Origin of the sequence: Sphingomonas immobilis (genome assembly GCF_030580995.1) — a bacterium.
Taxonomy (GTDB): Bacteria; Pseudomonadota; Alphaproteobacteria; order Sphingomonadales; family Sphingomonadaceae; genus Sphingomonas; species Sphingomonas immobilis.
Genome location: NZ_JAUQSZ010000006.1, coordinates 87,556 through 105,765, shown reverse-complemented (window position 1 = coordinate 105,765; position 18,210 = coordinate 87,556). Strand labels below are relative to the sequence as shown.

14 protein-coding genes and 1 tRNA gene are annotated in these 18,210 nt (G+C 68.0%); 4 read left to right on the top strand and 11 right to left on the bottom strand.

Annotated elements, in window-relative coordinates:
* Window positions 1-10 precede the first annotated feature (10 nt).
* From Q5H94_RS10250 to Q5H94_RS10210, 9 genes are read right to left on the bottom strand one after another with little or no spacing between them, the layout of a single operon-like run.
* The gene (locus tag Q5H94_RS10250; protein ID WP_304561166.1) at window positions 11-604 is read right to left on the bottom strand and encodes a retropepsin-like aspartic protease family protein; all 594 of its coding nucleotides are present in this window, start codon (window positions 602-604) and stop codon (window positions 11-13) included.
* Window positions 601-1,365: an MBL fold metallo-hydrolase gene (locus tag Q5H94_RS10245; RefSeq protein WP_304561165.1), complete on the bottom strand. Its 765-nt coding sequence runs from the start codon at window positions 1,363-1,365 to the stop codon at window positions 601-603. Before Q5H94_RS10245 ends, Q5H94_RS10250 begins: the two co-directional genes overlap by 4 nt.
* Window positions 1,362-2,138, bottom strand: a complete 777-nt coding sequence (locus Q5H94_RS10240) for a TatD family hydrolase (protein ID WP_304561164.1) — start codon at window positions 2,136-2,138, stop codon at window positions 1,362-1,364. Before Q5H94_RS10240 ends, Q5H94_RS10245 begins: the two co-directional genes overlap by 4 nt.
* Window positions 2,138-3,676, bottom strand: a complete 1,539-nt coding sequence (metG, locus tag Q5H94_RS10235; protein ID WP_304561163.1) for a methionine--tRNA ligase — start codon at window positions 3,674-3,676, stop codon at window positions 2,138-2,140. The genes Q5H94_RS10240 and metG overlap by 1 nt, the downstream gene beginning before the upstream one ends.
* A gap of 15 nt (window positions 3,677-3,691) precedes the next feature.
* Window positions 3,692-4,672 (bottom strand): DNA polymerase III subunit delta', encoded by a 981-nt coding sequence (locus tag Q5H94_RS10230; RefSeq protein WP_304561162.1) that lies wholly within the window; start codon window positions 4,670-4,672, stop codon window positions 3,692-3,694.
* On the bottom strand, window positions 4,669-5,295 hold the full coding sequence (gene tmk, locus Q5H94_RS10225) for a dTMP kinase (protein WP_304561161.1): 627 nt from the start codon (window positions 5,293-5,295) through the stop codon (window positions 4,669-4,671). The genes Q5H94_RS10230 and tmk overlap by 4 nt, the downstream gene beginning before the upstream one ends.
* A 9-nt stretch (window positions 5,296-5,304) precedes the next feature.
* A complete protein-coding gene (locus tag Q5H94_RS10220; RefSeq protein WP_304561160.1) occupies window positions 5,305-6,468 on the bottom strand; it encodes a D-alanyl-D-alanine carboxypeptidase family protein in 1,164 nt (387 codons plus the stop codon).
* A gap of 25 nt (window positions 6,469-6,493) precedes the next feature.
* The gene (locus tag Q5H94_RS10215; RefSeq protein ID WP_304561159.1) at window positions 6,494-7,507 is read right to left on the bottom strand and encodes an SPOR domain-containing protein; all 1,014 of its coding nucleotides are present in this window, start codon (window positions 7,505-7,507) and stop codon (window positions 6,494-6,496) included.
* Window positions 7,507-8,532 carry a lytic murein transglycosylase gene (locus Q5H94_RS10210; RefSeq protein ID WP_304561158.1) on the bottom strand — a complete coding sequence of 342 codons (1,026 nt, stop codon included), beginning with the start codon at window positions 8,530-8,532 and terminating at the stop codon, window positions 7,507-7,509. The genes Q5H94_RS10215 and Q5H94_RS10210 overlap by 1 nt, the downstream gene beginning before the upstream one ends.
* A 99-nt stretch (window positions 8,533-8,631) precedes the next feature.
* Between Q5H94_RS10210 and Q5H94_RS10205 the strand changes: the two genes are divergently transcribed.
* Window positions 8,632-8,721, top strand: a tRNA-Ser gene (locus tag Q5H94_RS10205).
* 162 nt (window positions 8,722-8,883) lie between these two features.
* Window positions 8,884-9,528, top strand: coding sequence for a PEPxxWA-CTERM sorting domain-containing protein (locus tag Q5H94_RS10200; RefSeq protein WP_304561157.1), 645 nt, complete (start codon window positions 8,884-8,886; stop codon window positions 9,526-9,528).
* A 36-nt stretch (window positions 9,529-9,564) separates the two neighbouring features.
* On the opposite strand, the gene Q5H94_RS10195 is transcribed toward Q5H94_RS10200, so the two are convergent.
* Window positions 9,565-10,536 (bottom strand): DUF4410 domain-containing protein, encoded by a 972-nt coding sequence (locus tag Q5H94_RS10195; protein WP_304561156.1) that lies wholly within the window; start codon window positions 10,534-10,536, stop codon window positions 9,565-9,567.
* A 182-nt stretch (window positions 10,537-10,718) separates the two neighbouring features.
* Complete coding sequence (locus tag Q5H94_RS10190) at window positions 10,719-15,134, bottom strand: beta strand repeat-containing protein (protein WP_304561155.1); 4,416 nt, start codon at window positions 15,132-15,134, stop codon at window positions 10,719-10,721.
* A gap of 153 nt (window positions 15,135-15,287) precedes the next feature.
* Here Q5H94_RS10190 and Q5H94_RS10185 point away from each other — a divergent pair, with 153 nt between their 5' ends.
* Together Q5H94_RS10185 and Q5H94_RS10180 are read left to right on the top strand one after the other, a co-directional pair.
* Window positions 15,288-15,845: an ECF-type sigma factor gene (locus Q5H94_RS10185; protein ID WP_304561154.1), complete on the top strand. Its 558-nt coding sequence runs from the start codon at window positions 15,288-15,290 to the stop codon at window positions 15,843-15,845.
* Window positions 15,842-18,208 carry a serine/threonine-protein kinase gene (locus Q5H94_RS10180; protein WP_304561153.1) on the top strand — a complete coding sequence of 789 codons (2,367 nt, stop codon included), beginning with the start codon at window positions 15,842-15,844 and terminating at the stop codon, window positions 18,206-18,208. The genes Q5H94_RS10185 and Q5H94_RS10180 overlap by 4 nt, the downstream gene beginning before the upstream one ends.
* Window positions 18,209-18,210: the final 2 nt, after the last annotated feature.

The window sequence follows — 18,210 nt, the reverse complement described above, 5'->3', positions numbered from 1 at the left end:
ATATATTATGTTAAGTCTGTTTAGATGCCGGGACGAGGATGAGCGTGTTGCCCTCCACCCGCCACGATTTGAGCCGCGACAGGAAATTCATACCGAGCAGATCCTGATCGCCAAGATTGTCCTGCACGATCGCGCCGAGGCCCTCTGCGTCGATAGACCCCAATTTGAGGTTCGGGATCGTCGTTCGTTTGCCGGAAACCGTTCCATTGGCGGTCTCGACCAGCACCGGAAACGGTGATTCCTCCAGGTCCAGGCCGGCAGCGCGCGCCGTTTCCTGAGACAGCGCGATCGTCGTCGCGCCGCTGTCGATCAGCATCGTGCGCGACACACCGTTGATCGAGACGCGCGCGTGAAAATGGCCATCCTCGCCCTTGGTGATGCGCGTCTCGCTGCCGGTGACGCTGTCGCCGTAGAACACCGAGTTGATGCCGTTGGTGAGCGAACTGTTCTGGCTGACGAAGGACACGATCACGATGGCGATCGCGAAGATGCCGACCCACGCCAGCGCCATCGTCGCGAGCTGGCCCATTGGCAACCGCCGCGCCGCCAGCGCCATGACCGGCAGGATCAGCATCAGCACGAGGGCCAGCGCTCCGGGCGTCACAGTATGACCTCCAGGCCGTCATATGCCGGCTCGATACCTGGCGGCAGTTCGGCGCGCAGCGTTTCGTAATCCATCGACTGGTCCATGTGGGTCAGCAGCGCACGGCGTGGTTTCAGCGCATCGATCCAGCCGAGCGTCATGGCAAGATCGGCGTGAGACGGGTGGACGCGCTCGCGCAGGGCATCGACGATCCACAGGTCGAGATTTTTGTAGATTGCTGCAACATCGTCCGTCATGTCATTGAGATCGGTAGCATAACCGAGCGCCACCTCGTCCGCTTCGAAACGCAGGCCGGCGGAGGTGATCTTGCCATGCGGCTGGTCGGCGATGCGCAAGGCGATATCGCCGATCGTCAGCGTATCGGCGAGATCCTCGATCGTCGCGGTGGCCGGATAGCCGCTGGTGCCTTCGAACACATAGCCGAAGCGCCCGCGCAGGCTTCGCGCCGTCCACATCCGCGCGAAACATCGTACCGGCCGGCCCATCGCGTGAAAAACCTGCCGTAGATCATCGATACCGTGCGTATGATCGGCATGATCATGCGTCCAGATCACCGCATCGAGCGTGCTGACATCGGCCGCCAGCAACTGCTCTCGCATGTCCGGCCCGGTATCGACGAGGATGCGCGTCGTCGCGGTTTCGACCAGGATCGACACGCGCGTGCGGCGGTTGCGCGGGTCCGCCGGGTCGCAAGCGCCCCAATCGTTGCCGATGCGCGGCACGCCCGACGAGGTGCCCGATCCGAGCACCCTCACCTTCATACGCGCGTCTTTGCGAACAAATCGTGAAAGTTCTGCGCGGTCGCTGCGGCCAGCGTGTCGACGCTCTCGCCGCGCAGCCCGGCGAGGAAGGTGCCCGTATCGGCGACGAAGGCGGGCTCGCCGGTCTTGCCCCGGTGCGGCACGGGCGCGAGGAAGGGCGCGTCGGTTTCGATCAGCAAGCGGTCGAGCGGCAGGCGCGCGGCGGTTTCCTGCAGGTCGCGCGCGTTCTTGAAAGTAACGATGCCCGAAATCGAGATGTAGAAGCCGAGTTCCAGCGCGATGTCCGCGAAGGCGCCGCTCGCGGTGAAGCAGTGGATCACGCCGGGGAAGGCCCCCGCTCCCATCTCCTCGCGCAGGATCGCGGCGGTGTCGTCCTCGGCGTCGCGGGTGTGGACGACGATGGGGAGCCCCGTCGTGCGCGCCGCGGCGATGTGCGCGCGGAAAGACGTTTGCTGGCGAGCGCGGTCGCTGTGATCGTAATAATAGTCGAGGCCGGTCTCACCGATGCCGACGACGCGCGGGTGCCGCGCGCGGTCGATCAGGCGGGCGGTATCGATATGCGGATGCTCGTCGGCCTCATGCGGGTGGATGCCGACCGTCGCCCAGACGTCGGGCTCGCGCTCCGCGGTGGCGAGCACATCGTCCCACTCGCTTTCGCGCGTTGCAATGTTGAGCATCGCCGACACGCCGCGCGCGCGGGCACGTTGCAACACGTCCTGCTGTTGCTCGGCCAAGCCCTTGTAATTGAGATGACAATGGCTGTCGGCGAACATCAGGCGTCGGCCGGCATTTCGAGACGCGGAAAGACGCCGCTCGGCGCCGGCAACGCGATGCCGGGTGCGAGCGGCCGGTCGAGCGCGTCGAAATCACGCGCGTCCGGGGCCTGGGCCAGCAGATCCAGCAGTTTGTCCGCGCCGCCCGGAATCGCCCAGCGCGCCAGGATCGCCAGCCGGCGGATCGCCTCCGCCGCGTGGTACAGGATCGTGTCCGCGCGCGCCGGATCGGTCTTGCGGACGCTCCACGGTGCCTGTTCCGCGAAATATTGGTTGGCGAAACGCGCCGCCGACCACACTGCCTCCAGCGCGTTGTGCAGCGCGAGATCGTCCATTGCCTCGTCGAGTTCGGTCCGGGCCTTCGCGAGACTGTCGGACAACGCCTGCTCGATCGCCGTCGATTCGCCCGGGGCGGGCACCTTGCCGTCGCAATTCTTGGCGATGATCGAGAGGCAGCGCTGCGCCAGATTGCCGAGGTTGTTGGCAAGATCAGCGTTGCAGCGCGTGACGATAGCCTCTTCCGAATAGCTGCCGTCCTGTCCGAAGCTCACTTCCCGCAGCATGAAATAGCGCAGCGCATCGACGCCGAACCGCGCGATCAGATCCATCGGATCGGTGACGTTGCCGACCGATTTCGACATCTTCTCGCCGCGGTTGAGAAGGAAGCCGTGGCCGAACACCGCCTTCGGAAGCGCCAGCTTCGCACTCATCAGGAAGGCTGGCCAGTAAACCGTATGAAATCGCACGATATCCTTGCCGATGACGTGCAGATCTGCGGGCCAGTATTTCGCCAGCGGTGATGCCGCGTCCGGATAGCCGGTGCCGGTCAGGTAATTGGTCAGCGCGTCGACCCATACGTACATGACGTGCCCCTCAGCACCCGGCACCTTCACACCCCAGTCGAAACTGGTGCGCGACACCGACAGGTCCGACAACCCGCCCTCGACGAAGCGCATCACCTCGTTGCGGCGACTCTCCGGGCGGATGAAATCGGGGTTGGCGGCATAATGATCGAGCAGCGGCTGCTGATATTTCGAGAGGCGGAAGAACCAGCTCTCCTCCGCCGTCCAGGTGACGGGCGTGCCCTGCGGCGAGAGTTTCTCGCCCCCTTCCCCCTCAACCAGTTCCTTCTCGTCGTAGAACGCTTCGTCGCGCACCGAATACCAGCCTTCGTAGCGACTGAGGTACAGGTCGTCGTTCGCGGCCATCGCTTCCCATATCGCCTGGCTGGCGCGGTGGTGATCGGGCTCGGTCGTGCGGATGAAATGGTCGTAGGAGATATCGAGACTGTCGCACATGCTGCGGAAAAGTCCCGACATTTCGTCGGCGAGCGCGCGCACCTCGACGCCCTTGTCGCGCGCCGTCTGCACCATCTTCAGGCCGTGCTCGTCGGTGCCGGTCTGGAAGCGCACGTCGCGGCCGGCCTGACGGTGGAAGCGCGCGATGGCATCGGCCGCGATCGCCTCATAAGCGTGGCCGATATGCGGCTTGCCGTTGGGGTAGCTGATCGCGGTGGTGATGTAATAGGGTTCGGCCATGCCGTCTCCCTAGGGCTAGGCGGCGAGCTTCGCAACGAGGCCGGCCATCTCGAACACCGTTCCCTGCGCGTCGAGCGACAGCGCGCGTGCGCTCGCCGCCAGAGCGCGGGCGGTGTCGTAGCTGTCGAGCGCGGTGCGCAGCCGCTCGCCCTGCCGATTGCGCGCGGCATCGGCGATGAAGGCGGGCGCGCGATCGAGGAATGCTTCGTAGCGCGGCTGCGCCGCCTTCAGCGCAAGCGCCTTGGCGAGCTTCACGCGCGCGCCGTTGCTGCGGTCGCCGTCGCGCGCGATGCCGGCGAGCGCGCTGTCGATCGCCGCGAGGTTCAGCCCCGCGAACCCGAGCGCACGGCCGGGGGAGCCGTTGCCCGCACGCACCAGCGCCGCGATCTCGGCATCGTCGGCCTGCGGGAGTTGCGCACCGACGATGCCGCGCATCTCGCCCTCGCCGATCGGATCGAAGCGCAGCAGACGGCAGCGCGAGCGGATCGTCGGCAGCAGGCGGCCGGGCGCGTGGCTGATGAGGAGAAAGATCGTCCCCGCCGGCGGCTCCTCAAGGTTCTTGAGCAGCGCGTTCGAGGCGCCGGGCCGCTCGACATCGTCGATCGCGTCGATCAGCACGACGCGGCGGGGCGAAAGCGACGGCTTCATCGCGAACAGCGGCAACAGCGCACGCACCTGCGCGATCGGGATCGAGCGCGCGAGCTCGGTGCCGGTCTTGTCGCTTTCCTTGGGCATGCGCACCAGTTCGCGGTAATCGGGGTGCGAGCCCGCCTCGATCAGGCGTCGTGTCTGGTGGTCCTCGGGCACGTCGAACCCTGGCGGCAGCGCGCCCGGTGTCATGGCGTCAGCGAGCATTCGCATGGCGGCGGCGCGCGCGAACCGCGCCTTGCCGATCCCTTCCGGCCCCGCGAACAGCCAGGCGTGGTGGAGCGATCCGCTCGCCATCGCATCGGCGAAGGCGGCGTGCGCGGCGTCGTTTCCGAGTGGGAGGGTCATGGCAGCAGGTCGCGGAGACCGGCCAGAATCGCCGCGTGGACGCTGGCGACGTCGCCGCCTGCGTCGATCACCCGGAAGCGTTCGGGCTCGGCCTCGGCAAAGCGCCGGAATGCCGCCGCGACATCGGCGTGAAAGGCATCGCCCCTTGCCGCGAAACGATCCGCCGCCGCGCCGTCGCGCACCTCGGCACGCGCGCGGCCCTGCGCGATCGACACTTCCAGCACGAAGGTGCGGTCGGGCAGCAGCCCGCGCGATCCGAAACCGTGCAGCGCTAGGATCGCGGCATCGTCGATCCCGCCCGCGACACCCTGATAGGCGCGACTGCTGTCGAGGAAGCGGTCGCAGATCACCCAGATGCCTGCGCCGATGGCGGGGTTGATGCGCTTCTCGACATGGTCGGCACGCGCGGCGGCGAAGAGCAAAGCCTCGCTGTGCGCGCTCCAGCGCGTCACCTCGCCCTGCATCAGCAGTTCGCGGATCGCTTCGGCGCCTTCGCTGCCGCCGGGTTCGCGCGTGATGATCGCCTCGATGCCGCGCGCCGCCAGCGCCTCGACCAGCAAGCGCGCCTGCGTGGACTTGCCCGCCCCCTCCCCGCCTTCGAGCGAGATGAAGCGGCCGCTCATACGATCATCTCAGGCGCCGAACAGGCTCATCAGCCCAGCCCAGACGCGACCGAAGAAGCCGGCCTGCGGCACGTCGGCGGCGGCCACCAGCGGCAGCGTCTGCGCGGGCATGTCGGGACTGGTGACGACGAGATCGGCGATATGCTGTCCCTGCTTGATCGGGGCCTTCACGGGGCCTTCGTAGACCACTTTCAGCGACATATTGGAGATCAGCCCGGCGGGCAAAGTCGCGGTCAAATCCTCCGGCGCGATCAGATCGACCTTGTTGGTCGATCCCATCTGCACCTCTGCGGTCTCGACCTTCTTGCCCTTCTTCACGACCGGCTGCGACTTCCAGGATCCGAAGCCCCAGTTCATGAACTTGACCGATTCCTCGGCGCGCTGGCCGTAAGTGCCGAGCCCCGCCATCACCATCACGAGGCGGCGATTGCCCTGCTGCGCGGAGCCAGTGAAGCCATAGCCCGCCTCCTCGGTGTGGCCGGTCTTGAGCCCGTCCGCCCCGGCGACGCGACCGAGCAGCGGGTCGCGATTGTCCTGACGGATCGGTGCGGCGGCGCCCAGCGTCTTGCCCCAGGTGAAATCGCGCAGCGAATAGAAGCGCTTGTAGAGATCCGGGAAATCCTTGATCGTCGCCTTGGCGAGCTTCGCGAGATCGCGCGCGGTGACATACGTGACGCCGCCGTCAGGCCAGCCGTTCGACGTGCCGAAATGGCTGTTCGTCAGGCCGAGCCGCTTGGCGTCCTGGTTCATCCGCTCGGTGAAGTTCGCCTCGGTGCCCGCGATCCCCTCTGCCAGCACCACGCAGGCATCGTTGCCCGACAAAGTGACGATGCCCTTGAGCAGATCGTCGACCGCCACGTCCTCGTCGACCGACAGGAACATGGTCGATCCCTGCGAATGCCATTTCCGCCACGTCTCGGGCTGGACGTGGAATTTCTGGTCGAGCTTGAGCTCGCCCTTCTTGATCATGTCGAAGGCGACGTAGACCGTCATCATCTTCGCCATCGATGCTGGCGGCATCCGGCGGTCGGCGTCCTTCTGATAGAGGACCGCGCCCGAGGTGACGTCCTCCAGATAGGCGACCGGTGCGGGCGTGTCGTAGCTGGGCGCGGCGGCCATGCTGGGGACGCTTGCGAGGATCGCGATCAGCGAGGCGGCGGCGAACTTCTTCATAGGAACGGGCCTTAAACTACGAGAATCAATTGGCGCGGATCACGCGCGCATCGGGATAACCGCGCCGGGCGGCGTCGTCACGCGCGCGCTTCGCCGATCCGGCATCGAAAGGGCCGAGTTGAATGCGGTAGAGGTTGCCGCCGGGCAGCACGCGCCCGCCGAGCGAACGCGCGACGGTCTGCGCGCGGGCGGCACTGGAAAGTGCCGCGACCTGCACGAGGAAGCCGCCCGCGGCCGGCTGCGGCGTGCGGATCGGTGCGGACTGGCGCACCGAAGGTCGTGCTGGCGGCGGAGGCGGCGGTGCGTCGCCGTCGGGCAGCGCATAAGGCGCGCCGGGGCGGGTTGCGACCGGTCGTGGCTGGGGCTGCGGGCGCGTGGCGGGCAGCGGCTTCGGGCGTACCGGCGTGCGCGCGCCGGCCACCGACAGCCGCTTGCGCAGCGCCACGAGCAACGCCTCGGGCGCGTCGATCCGCGCGGGCGCGGGACCGCCCGAGAGCAATGCATTCTGTTCCTGCGGGCTGGGGATCGCACCGCGCACGCGGATGCCCGCATCCGGCCCCGCACCGAGCGCCTGCGCCGTCTCCGGCGAGAGTGCGACGCGCCCGTCGCGGATGCCGTTGGCAACCACCAGCGCCACGATCGTCCGCCCGCTGTCGAGCGCCGTCAGTTCCGCGAAGGAGCCCACCGGCAGATCGGGCGATGCGATCGTCGCGGTCGCGCGGTCGTACTTCTGATCCTCGCCGCGACCGTCGAACATCCCGGCATGGACGACCGAATCGTAGTCCTGCGTGCCCGACGTCGCACGCGGGCCGGAGCTTCGCGCCACCTCGGGCGGCACGTCCTGCGGCGGCGGTGCGGGCGCACGCGTGTAGCTCGGGTTGCGCTGGTAATTCTCCGTCGGAGGCAGCGGCGCCGCGTCCGGCCCGGCCTGAACCGGCGCGGACCATTCGGTGCGCGACTGGCCCTCGGGCAGCAGGATCGTCGGCGCGGGGTGGCGTTCGGCCGCAGCGGCGGCGAGCAGGGCGATCAGCGTCAGCATTATTGCGCCACCGCATCGGACAGCAGCCCGACCGAAAGCGCGTAGAAGTTCGAGCAATTGTAATCGAGGATCACGCGGTAATTTCCCGTCAGCAGGTAAGCGGTGGCGCCCGGACCATCGGGTTCGATCAGTGTCGCCAGCACGGTATCGTCGGGCCAGCGCGCGGTCTGCGGCATCACGCCCAGCGCGCGCCACTCGGCCACCGTCTTCCAGCCGCTGTGGCGCGCAAAGACGCGCGGGCAGCGCGGGCTGACCAGCCGGTTGACGATCTGGCCCCGGTCGAACCCGGCCGGCACGGTGACGGCCAGACCCCAGGGCTGGCCCTTGCGCCATCCGGCATTGGCGAAATAATTGCCGATCGAGGCGAGCGTATCGGCATCGCTCGTCCAGATGTCCGCGCGCCCGTCGCCGTCGCCGTCGCGCGCGAGCCGGTTGTAGACCGAGGGCAGGAACTGCGGCCCACCGGTCGCGCCGGCCCAGCTCCCCACGAGCCGCTCGCGCGGGACGCCACGATCGATCATCTTGAGCGCGCCGATGAATTCGTCGGTGAACAATTCGCGGCGGCGGCCCTCATACGCGAGCGTCGCCAGCGCGCGCGGCAGGTCGAAGCCGCCCATCACGTTGCCATAATTGGTCTCATGCCCCCAGATCGCGACCATGATCGATTCGGGCACGCCCGTCTCGTCCTCGATCCGCTTCAGCCGGAAGCGCTGCGCCTGATAGGCGTTGCGCCCGCGCGTGATGCGCGAGGTGTCGACATGCTTGATGCGGTAGGGCGCAAACGGCGGCGGAGCGGCATTGGGGTCGCCGCCGGGCTGCTGCCGGTCGAGCTCGATCACGCGCGGATTGAGGGTCAGCGTCGGCAGCACCGCATCGATCGTCGCTGTGCGCACGCCCTGCGCCTGCGCCTTCACGCGCAGCTCACCGAGAAAGCTCTGGAAGCCCGCATCGTCCTGCGCCTGCACCGGCGCCGCGCCGAGCAGCGCCGCTACGGCTGTGATGCCGATCCGGCGCCATGTCGTCATAAGTCCCCGCATAGCGGCGGACTCTGGCACAAGGAAACGTCAACATGAACCCCAAACCTTGCACAAATCCCCCGCCTCGCCGTAAGCGCAGGCAACCACGGAGAGATGGCCGAGTGGTTTAAGGCAGCGGTCTTGAAAACCGCCGTGGGTGCAAGCTCACCGTGGGTTCGAATCCCACTCTCTCCGCCAATCCGTGGGTGCGCGCACGGCGATTGCACGGCCCGCAATACCTGCCGCCGAAGCCTCATCGCGACGTTTGCAATAGCCGTGTACTTTGGAAGGAAGTGCCCTAAAGCGCAGTAGTAGAGCGAAAATTTCAGGGGGCTGGCGATGCGGGCGAGATTGTGGGCGATGCTGGCGATGGCGGTGGCTATGCCCAGCGTGGCCCGGGCGGATACCGTTTACAACAACGGCGCGCCAAACGGTGCGAACATTTTCCCGATCGACGGAACAAGGCAGGTCGCTGATGATTTCACGCTCGCGACGACGACCGATGTGACGGGCGCCACCTTCACGAACGTGTATGAGACGGCGATTGGCCAGCCAACGCTACCGCTGAACTACTATATCTATTCCGGCGCTCAGCCATCGACCGGCAACTTGATCGACAGCGGGATCGCACAGAACGTCGTCATAGGCCCAGGAGGATCGGGAAGCTACGGCCCGGGCTACGCGGGGCAGACGGTGTCCTTCTCGTTCGAGACGCCATTCCAGGCCGCGGCCAATACGCAATATTGGTTCGGCCTCAACTACCCCACGGCTATCGGGACCCATTGGGAAGTCACCAACGCCAACGCTACATCTGGCGCATATTCGTCCAATGACGACTTTGCGACCGTTGTGACCGCGACGGGTCAGCAATTGTCCTTCTCGTTGCAGTCCGCGGCACCCGAACCAGCGAGCTGGGCGATGATGATCGGAGGTTTCGGAATCGTTGGCGGAGCGATGCGGCGGCGGCGCGCAAGCGGTGGACTGTCCCGCGAGGTCGCGGTGTAATCACGCCTCTGCATCAGCGCCCGTCATCTTCGCCGTTTACTTGCTGGCCTGAGCAGTTCTCTTGCCCGCCAGCACCGGCGCATCCTGCAATGCCTTGCTCGCGCGCTCTGCCAGGCTGCTGGTAGCGATCATGCTTTCGCCCATCCAGCGCTTCGATCCCTTGATCGTCTGGCGAACGAGCGGCGTGCCGGTGGAATTGGCGAGTTGCAGGTCCGCCGTTATCAGCGTCTTGCCGGCCAGCATCCCGACGATCGGGATGGCGCCGCGCACGGCGGCGCTGCCTTTCTGGAGCTTGGTGACGGTGAGGTTCAACGCCAGCGCATTGGGTGCCGCGCGGTCGTCGCCCTGCCGCCACACCGCGTCGAAGGCGGAGTTCTGGCCGAGCTTCTCGACCAGTTCCTCATAGATGCCGGCGGTGAAAGCGGTCGGCAGATCGGGCGCGAGCGTCGCGGGCAGCGCGACCTGCACAGCGTGGACATCGCTGACCGGCACGCTACGCTGACGCTTGCCACGCTTGCGGGCGGATGCCTTGGTGAGCGCCAGGCCGGCGGCGGGCCCCACGCCCGGCCGCAACCGCGCCGCCGCGAACGCCTGCAACGCATCGTCCTTGCGATCCTTCGGCAGGATCACGACCGCGCCGTGCAGCGCCTTGTGCTCGTCGCGGTAGAAGATCGTCAGCGTCTCCGCGCCGAGCCGGATCGCGCTGTAGAGCTGTCCGCCGCCGTAAGGCACGTTGCGCGCGACGGCGCTGCCCGTGCCGCGCAGGATCCCGGTGGTCGAATGTTCGATCGAAAACGCCTGGACGGCGGCGAACGGGATCGTCGCCTGCTCCTTGTCGTTGGCGAAGGTGATGCCCTGTGGCGCGAAGCTCAGCTTGCCGCCGCTCTGCGGCTTGATGTCGCCGAAGCCGAGGACGTTGACCGCGCCTGGAATTTCGTTGCTGGCGACAGCGTCGCGCGGTTGCGCGGCGGCGGCGAATGGGGCCAGCGCGGCGCCGGCGAGGAGCATGGGAGCTACGGCAGCGGAAAGGAATCGCATGGGCATGACCTGGACTGTTGCGCACCCGGAATAGGAACGTGACAGATGCGTAACTTACCGCGGCGGACTCCGTTCCGCGGCAAGGTGTGGAACGCGAGAACGGGCACCGGCGCAAGGGGTCGAAGTCCCGCGCCGGTGCCCGCCCCTCCCGCCTAGAAGCGGAAGCTCACGCGCGCGGTGCCGGTCAGGTCGCGCTGCTGCGACCCGAATGTCCCATCGACATTGCCGCCGAGCGACCAGCCGCCGCCGAGCGACACAAGCCCGCTCACCCCCAGCGCCACCGCGCCCTTGTCGCCGACCGCCGAGCGCACCACGAACGGCGTCGCCGGTGACCCCGCCAGCGCCAGCGCGGCCGCGCCCGCCGTGCGGTCCCCGGTCATGTAGGCGAGGTTGAGGTCGAACGCGCTCGCGCCGCCCTGCCACCGCACGAAGCCGCCGCCGCCGTAGCGGACGCGGTCGTTCTTGGTGCCCGCGCCGTTCAGGTTGAGGCTGTTCGCGCCGCTTTCGGTGAAGCTGCCGAGGTTGCTGCTCGCATAGACGATCCGCCCGAGTGGGCCCGCCGACCAGCCGCCGGTGCCGACGCCGAGGCCGAGGCCGTAGCGCAGCTCGCCGCCGGCCGCGACCGTGTCGAGCTTCGTGCGCGCGCCCGCCGTCCGCGTCACCGCGCCGACCGTCACCGTTCGCGCCACCGCCGCGTCGCCGGTCAGATAGGCGACGCTCGCCGTCGCGGTCAGCCCCGCCCCGCCGGTGCCGTAGCGGACATAGCCGCCGACGTTCCAGCTATCGGTCTCCGCCCGCGACAGGCGTGCGATGAGATCGACATTGCCGTTGCTGCGCCCGCCGAGGATGCCGACCGCCCAGCCGTTGCCCGCCCCGCGATAGTCGATGCCGAGCGACCCGCCGACGCTTTGCGCGCTGTAATACGCACCGTTGCCGTCGGCGTTGACGCGGCTGGCGTCGAGATCGCCGCCGCCCCAGATGCCCCAGCCCGGCTCCGCCACCACGTTAGCCCGCGCGATCAGCCCACCCGAGATCGCCGCCCCCCGGCTGAGCTGCGCGCCCAGCGTGCTCGCATAGATCTCACCCGAAGCCGAATTGAACGCCGCGCGGGCGTTGAACGCATCGGTGATGAGCAGCGCGTTGTAGACCGCAAGGCTGTCCGACCCCGCCGTCTGCCCAAACGCGGCGAGGCCGCCCGCCGCCGCGATCTGGTTCGGCGTCTGCGCCACGTCGGGAAAGCGCAGCACCTGCGCCACCGTCAGGAATGCGCCCGTCGCGTCGTAGCCCAGCGTGAAGTCGAGGAACGCCGACGTCTCGCTCAGTCCGGTGAACGTGCCGGTGCGCCCGCCGTTCGCCTGCAGGAAACGATAGACGGTGCCGCCGACATAGCTCGTCTCGGGATCGAGCGTCGCCACGCGCACCGTGCCGCCGTTGATCGTCGCGGTGCCGCTGGCGGTGACGCGGTCGCCAGTGCCGTTGGCGTTCAGCTCGACGAGGAAGGTAGATCCCGCCGCAAAGGTGATGTTGCCATTGACATTCAGCGTCCCCGCCGAGCGCCCCGGCGACAGCGTACCCGCCACCGTCGTCGTCCCGACCGTGCCGGTGCCGCCGAGCAGGCCGTTCGCGCCGACGTTCACCGTCCCACCCAGCGTACCCCCGACCAGCAACGCACCGCCATCGACCTGCGTCGTGCCGAGGAAGCCGGCACTGTTGCCGCTCAGCAGGGTCGCGCCAGCCGCCTGGCGGATGATCGCGTTGGTCGCACTGGCGCTGCCGATCGCGCTCTTCAGCTCGAACGGAGACGCCGTGGCGGCAGTGTGGTTGAACAGGATAGTGTTCGCGGCGGTGCCGCCCGCGAGGGTGATGCTCGCGACATCGATCACGCCCGCCGCCGCTGCCGCGCCGCCCGAGGCCCCGCCGATCGTCAGCGTCCCGTTCGATGTGCCACCGCCGCCCAGCGTCAGCGCGCTCGTGCTGATCTGCCCGCCGTTGCTGGCGACCAGCGTGCCGCTGCCCGTGCTGCCGACCGTGAACGGCCCGCCGACCGTCCACACCGATCCTGCACCCGTCACCGTCGCATTGCCGCCGGCGATCGTCACCGATGCGCTCGTCGCCTTGCGCCCGCCGTCGACCGTCACAGTGCCCGCCGCCGAGACGTTGCGCGTCGCACCGCCCAGGCTGAGCGTTGATCCCGCCAGCGTCGCGATATCGACGTTCGCCACCGCCGCGTTCAGCACCAAGGTGCCGCTGCGCAGCTCGTATGCGGTCGTGAAGCTGTTGCTACCGGTGAAGGTGATCTGCCCCGGCCCGTCCTGAATGAACTGCTCGAAGCTGTTGATCGTGATCGGCGTCAGATCGAGCGACAGCGCCGCGCCCGCAGCCGTCGTGTAGCGCGCGATGTCGGTGCCGCTGCCGCCCTGGATCTCGCTGAAGCTGACCAGCCCGGAAAGCTCGACGAGATCGTCGCCGTCGCCCATGTCGAGCTTGGTAAGCTGCGTGCCGCTCCCCCGGAAGACGTCGTTGCCGTCGCCCATCGCAATCGCGCCGGTGAACTTGCCGCCGCCCGCCGTCGCGTCGATGACGTCGCCAAAGCTGCTCAGCACGACGGTGCCGTTGATGCTCCCCGCGCCAAGCGTGATGTTGCTCTGCACGTTCGAGGTGATCGCGTTGAGCCCGCCGGTGATCGCACCGCCATTGGCGACCGTCAGGTTCAGCGCCGCGACGTCGGCCACCAGCAGGCCGGTGCCCGCCGCCGAGGTCAGCGCACCCGCGACGTTGACGTAAGCGCCCGGTGCGCTCGGCACGGCCTGCGCCTGCTGCCCGCCCTCGGCCGCTGCGCCGACGCCAGACTGCTGCTGCGGCGGCGTCACCGGCGCGGCGGCGATGCGCAGCGCGGCAACGGTCGTGCCGGAGCCGGACTGCACCGTCGCGCCCGCGCCGACCGTGACCTGCGCCACGTTGCCCGCCACCGCGCGGATGCCGTCGCTGCCGCTGCCGCTCGCGGTCAGGCTGGCGGTGGTCGCGAAATCGATCGACCCGTTCGCTTCCTTGCTGGAAAGATCGACGACGGCGCTGTTCGCCCCCGTCGTCGACAGCGCGCCCGAATTGGTGACGGCGATATCGCTCGCATGCAGCGTCAGCGCCGTGCCGGAGCCCATCCTGATGCTCCCGCTGTTGGTGAGGCTCAGCGTGCTGCGCCCCGTCGCCTCGGAGCTGTCGACCTGATCGAAGCGCGCGTAGATGCCCCAGCTGTTGCTGTTGCTGATCGTGCCCGACGCATCGATGTTGCCGCTGTTGGTGATCCGCGCCGTCACCGTGTCGCCGGCGGTGCTGAACACCGTCATTCCCTGCACGATCGGCGAATTGGCATAGCTGAACGCGCCGGTGTTGGTGATCGTGTAGTCGCCGCGATTGTTCTTCGAAACCGGATCGCTGATGATGCTGATGCCGCCCAGCCCGCCGCTCGCGCTCGCGGTGCCGGAGAAATTGGCCTGGTTGTCGATCTTGATCGTCATCGTGCCCGCCGTCGCGATCGCGCGGATCGCGTCGATGCCGCCGGTGGTCGCGTTCAGCGTGAGCGCACCCTTGTTGACGATAGTGACGTTCGCCGCGATCCCTTCCACTTGGCCCTGGATGCCGTAGCTCTCGCCGCCCGTCAGCGTGATCGCACCGGTGTTCTGGATATCGATGACGGAGGGTGCCGCGCCGTTGTTGTTGCGCGAGAAGCCGACGATGCCGCTGGCATTGGGCCCGGTGCCGGTGATCGTGCCGCTGTTGACGATCGTCGTCGTGTTGGTCGCCGCGAAGCTGTTGGTGATGATCGCCGTCGCCTCGCCGACGAAATCGGTGTCGAATGTGTTAGGCCCGGTCGTGATAGCGAGGTTGCCGCTGTTGTTGATCGTATAGGTCGGCGATGCCGTGCCGTTGATCGTGATGGCCGATGTGATGTCGTTGCGCTCGCCGCTGCCGCCCGACGTCGCCGTCAGGGCACCGCTGTTGGTGATCGCAACGGTGCCGGTCGCGGTGCTCACCTGCGCGTTGATCGCGGCCGCCTGCTGCGTATTGGTCTTGGTCGTGATGTTGCCGCGGTTGGTGATCGACAGGTCGGAGCCTGCGCCGCTGGTGTTCACGCCGATGCCGGTGCCCGGCCCCGCGCGCCCGTCCTGCGTGATCGTAGCCCCGCTGTCGATCGTCACGTCGTGCCCGGCGGAGATCACCACCACGCCCTGCGCGGGGCCGCCGATGGCCGGATCGTCGAAATTGTTGATCGTGATGCCATTGGCGATCGTCAGCTTGATATCGCGGTCGCTGCGGTTGACCCCGATCGCGAAGTAACCGGGATCGATCGGCGCGTTGGCGGATGTCACCTGGATCTCGGTCACGGCCGGATCGGCGGGGGTATAGGTGATGCCCGCCTTCAGATCGCCCGAGCAATTGGCGACGCCCGCCACGATCGGGCATTTCGCATCGCCGGGGTGCGCCTGCTGCGCCTCCGCCGCGCCGGGGAAGGCGATCATCGCGGCGAGCACGCCCGCGCTGGCCGAAAGGCGAAGTGAATACTTTTGCATGAAGCAGTCCCCGTGTGATGCGGGAGGCCCCTCGCCCCCTCTCTCCAGGTAAAGCGACGAAAAGCGCGAAACCGGATCACGCCGGGACGTATCTTTTTCGAATCGCATTGAATCGCCCGACTGCGCCGCTACGCTTTCGGTCCGGGGGAATTGATGGAACATCGGCCGGAAACCAATGCGTTGCTGCTGCGCTGGCAGACGGGGGAGACCGGCGCGCGCGACCGGCTGATCCACCGGCTCTATCCCGAACTCGCGCAGATCGCCGCCGCGCGCCTCCGCAAGGAGCGCGATTCCTCGCTCTCGACCGGCGACATCATCAACGAAACGGTGCTGCGGCTGGTGCAGATGGAGCGCGTCTCGCTCAGCGACCGCGCGCATTTCGTCGCGCTCGCCTCGCGGATGATGCGCCACATCCTCGTCGATCACGCCCGCTCCAAAGGGTCCGCCAAGCGCCAGCATCAGAAGGTCGAGCTCGTCACGCAGATCGACGGCGGACAAAGGCTTGATCTGAATCGGCTCGAATCCGCGCTTATCCGTTTGAAGGCCCTGGACGAGGGCCTGATGGAGCTGGTCGAGATGCGCTATTTCGGGGGAATGACGACGGGCGATATCGCCGGGGTGACGGGGATGTCGGAACCGACGGTGAAACGGCGCTGGCAGGTCGCGCGGGCCTGGCTGACCGACGCCCTCGCCAATCCGATCGACCAATGAGCGACGATCTAGAACGCACCGTGCTCGCGCTGTTCGAGGCATCGCTCGAGGTGCCCGAGGCGGATCGCGATGCCTGGATCGCGCAGGCGACGCAGGGCCGGCCCGATCTCGCCGCGCGCCTGCAGGCGATGCGCGCCGCCGACCGGCTGAGCGCGCTGGAGACGGGCGGCGCGATCGGCACCCTCGACGAAGAACTGCCGCCCGAGCGCATCGGCGCGTATCGCATCGTCGAGCGGATCGGGCGCGGCGGCATGGGTTCCGTCTATCGCGGTGAGCGCGACACCGGCGATTTCGGCCATGTCGTGGCGATCAAGATCATCAAGCCCGGTTTGCTTTCCGAGGTACTGGTCGAACGCTTCCAGCGCGAGCGGCAGACGCTCGCGGGCCTCACGCACCCCAATATCGCCCAACTCTACGACGGCGGCGAGACCGAGGGCGGGTCGCCCTATATCGTCATGGAGCATGTCGACGGCCTGCCGCTGCTCGACTGGGTGGCCGAGCATCGACCGTCGCGCGCCCAGCGCGTGCGGCTCTACTGCGATATCTGCGCGGCGGTCGCCTTCGCGCACCGCGCGCTCGTCATTCACCGTGATCTCACGCCGTCGAACGTGCTGGTGACGCAGGGCGGCGTGGTGAAGCTGATCGATTTCGGCATCGCCCGCCCGCTCGATGCCGCGCCCGCAGGCGATGCGCCGTCGATCGGCAGCCTCAGCCTCACCCCCGGCTATGCCGCGCCCGAGCGGCTGACGAGCAACGCGGTGACGACCGCCGCCGACGTCTATTCGCTCGGCAAGCTGCTGGAGAAGCTGCTTCCGCCGGGGCCGGGCGACCGCGAACTTGTCGCGATCGTCGCGCGCGCTACCGCCTCCGATCCGCTCGCGCGCTATGCAACGGTAGACGCGCTCGCCGACGATGTCGCTGCGTGGAACGGTGGCTTTCCGGTCTCGGCTGTGGCTGGCGGCAAGCGTTACCGCTTCGGCAAGTTTCTCGGTCGCCACAGGCTCGGCGCGGCGGCGGTCACGGCCGCGACGCTGCTGCTGGTCGGTGCGCTTGCGCTCACGCTCGCCGCCTATACGCGCGCGCAGACGGCGCAGCGGGCGGAGGCCGCGCGTTTCGAGGAATTGCGCAGCCTCGCGCGCTACATGGTGTTCGATCTCAACGGGCGGCTCGGGCGCGTCGTCGGCAACACCGCCGCGCGGGTGTCGCTCGCGGGGCGGGCACAACGCTATCTCTCGGCGCTCGCCGCCAAGGCCGGGGCGGACGACGCACTGAAACTGGAAGCCGCGCAGGGTTTCGTCGCGCTCGCCAACGCGCAGGGCGTGCCCGCCCAGCCCAATCTGGGGGATCTCGCGCAGGCACGCGCCAATATCGCGAGCGCCGTCGGGATGCTGCGTGCGATCGGCGGGCCCGTCGCGGCGACCGATCTCGTCCAGGCGCTGACCGCGCGCGCAATGATCGAGGCGCACGGCGATTCCAGGACCGACGCCGCCACCGCGACGCTGGCGGAGGCCGAAAAGGTACTCGCGGGGATCGCGCCCGCCGATCGATCGCAGGGATGGCACGACGCGCGGCGGAAGCTGCGCCGCGCCCAGCTCGAACTCGCCACGCTGCAGAACCGGCCCGACCGGCTCGCGCAGCTCGCATCCCGCCTCGAGAGCGATATCGCGGAGTGGCCCTCAGCGATGCGCGCGTCGCGGCTGGCCGAGCTCGACCGCGCCTATGCCGCGCATTATCGCGGCCTGCGCGGGTATCTGGTCGACGCGCTTGACGAGGGTGTCGTCCATCTGCTCGATGCCGAGGCGCGCTTCGCCCGGCTCGAAGCAGCGGTGCCCAACGATCCGGTCGTGCTCTACGCGCGCATGTACAACGCTTACATCGGCTATGGCACCGCCACCGGCCTTGCCGGGCGCGAATCCGAGACGAAGCGCTTCATCGCCATCGCGCACGACGCCAACGAACGGCTGCTGAAGATCGAGGCCAACGACATATCGCTGCGCTCGTTCGGCGCCAACGTGCGTCAAATCGAATCTCAGAATGCCTCCACCCACGGCCGCCATGCCGAGGCGATTGCACTGCAGACGCAGGTGCTGGCGCTGTTTGAGGCGGCGGCGGGCCCGACACGGCGCGCGGCGGCGCTCAACCGGCTGGTCGCGGCGGAGGTGACGATGGGCAATATCGCGCGCGCCGCCGGGGATCGCGCGTTGGCGTGCGAGAGCTACCGGCGCGGGCAGGCGGTGATGCGTGAACTGGAAGGACGGCGCGAATTGCTCGACCAGGCGAAGCGCTTCCAGCCGGGACTAAAGGCCAATATCGAAGGCTGCGCGGGCGACATGCCGCTGGCGAAGATGGCGATCTTCGGCTGATC

Excerpts from the sequence above, each read along its gene's own strand:
- Q5H94_RS10245 (WP_304561165.1), bottom strand. The coding sequence starts at position 1,365 with ATGAAGGTGAGGGTGCTCGGATCGGGCACCTCGTCGGGCGTGCCGCGC.
- Q5H94_RS10240 (WP_304561164.1), bottom strand. The coding sequence starts at position 2,138 with ATGTTCGCCGACAGCCATTGTCATCTCAATTACAAGGGCTTGGCCGAG.
- metG (WP_304561163.1), bottom strand. The coding sequence starts at position 3,676 with ATGGCCGAACCCTATTACATCACCACCGCGATCAGCTACCCCAACGGC.
- Q5H94_RS10230 (WP_304561162.1), bottom strand. The coding sequence starts at position 4,672 with ATGACCCTCCCACTCGGAAACGACGCCGCGCACGCCGCCTTCGCCGAT.
- tmk (WP_304561161.1), bottom strand. The coding sequence starts at position 5,295 with ATGAGCGGCCGCTTCATCTCGCTCGAAGGCGGGGAGGGGGCGGGCAAG.
- Q5H94_RS10220 (WP_304561160.1), bottom strand. The coding sequence starts at position 6,468 with ATGAAGAAGTTCGCCGCCGCCTCGCTGATCGCGATCCTCGCAAGCGTC.
- Q5H94_RS10215 (WP_304561159.1), bottom strand. The coding sequence starts at position 7,507 with ATGCTGACGCTGATCGCCCTGCTCGCCGCCGCTGCGGCCGAACGCCAC.
- Q5H94_RS10210 (WP_304561158.1), bottom strand. The coding sequence starts at position 8,532 with ATGACGACATGGCGCCGGATCGGCATCACAGCCGTAGCGGCGCTGCTC.
- Q5H94_RS10200 (WP_304561157.1), top strand. The coding sequence starts at position 8,884 with ATGCTGGCGATGGCGGTGGCTATGCCCAGCGTGGCCCGGGCGGATACC.
- Q5H94_RS10195 (WP_304561156.1), bottom strand. The coding sequence starts at position 10,536 with ATGCTCCTCGCCGGCGCCGCGCTGGCCCCATTCGCCGCCGCCGCGCAA.
- Q5H94_RS10190 (WP_304561155.1), bottom strand. The coding sequence starts at position 15,134 with ATGCAAAAGTATTCACTTCGCCTTTCGGCCAGCGCGGGCGTGCTCGCC.
- Q5H94_RS10185 (WP_304561154.1), top strand. The coding sequence starts at position 15,288 with ATGGAACATCGGCCGGAAACCAATGCGTTGCTGCTGCGCTGGCAGACG.
- Q5H94_RS10180 (WP_304561153.1), top strand. The coding sequence starts at position 15,842 with ATGAGCGACGATCTAGAACGCACCGTGCTCGCGCTGTTCGAGGCATCG.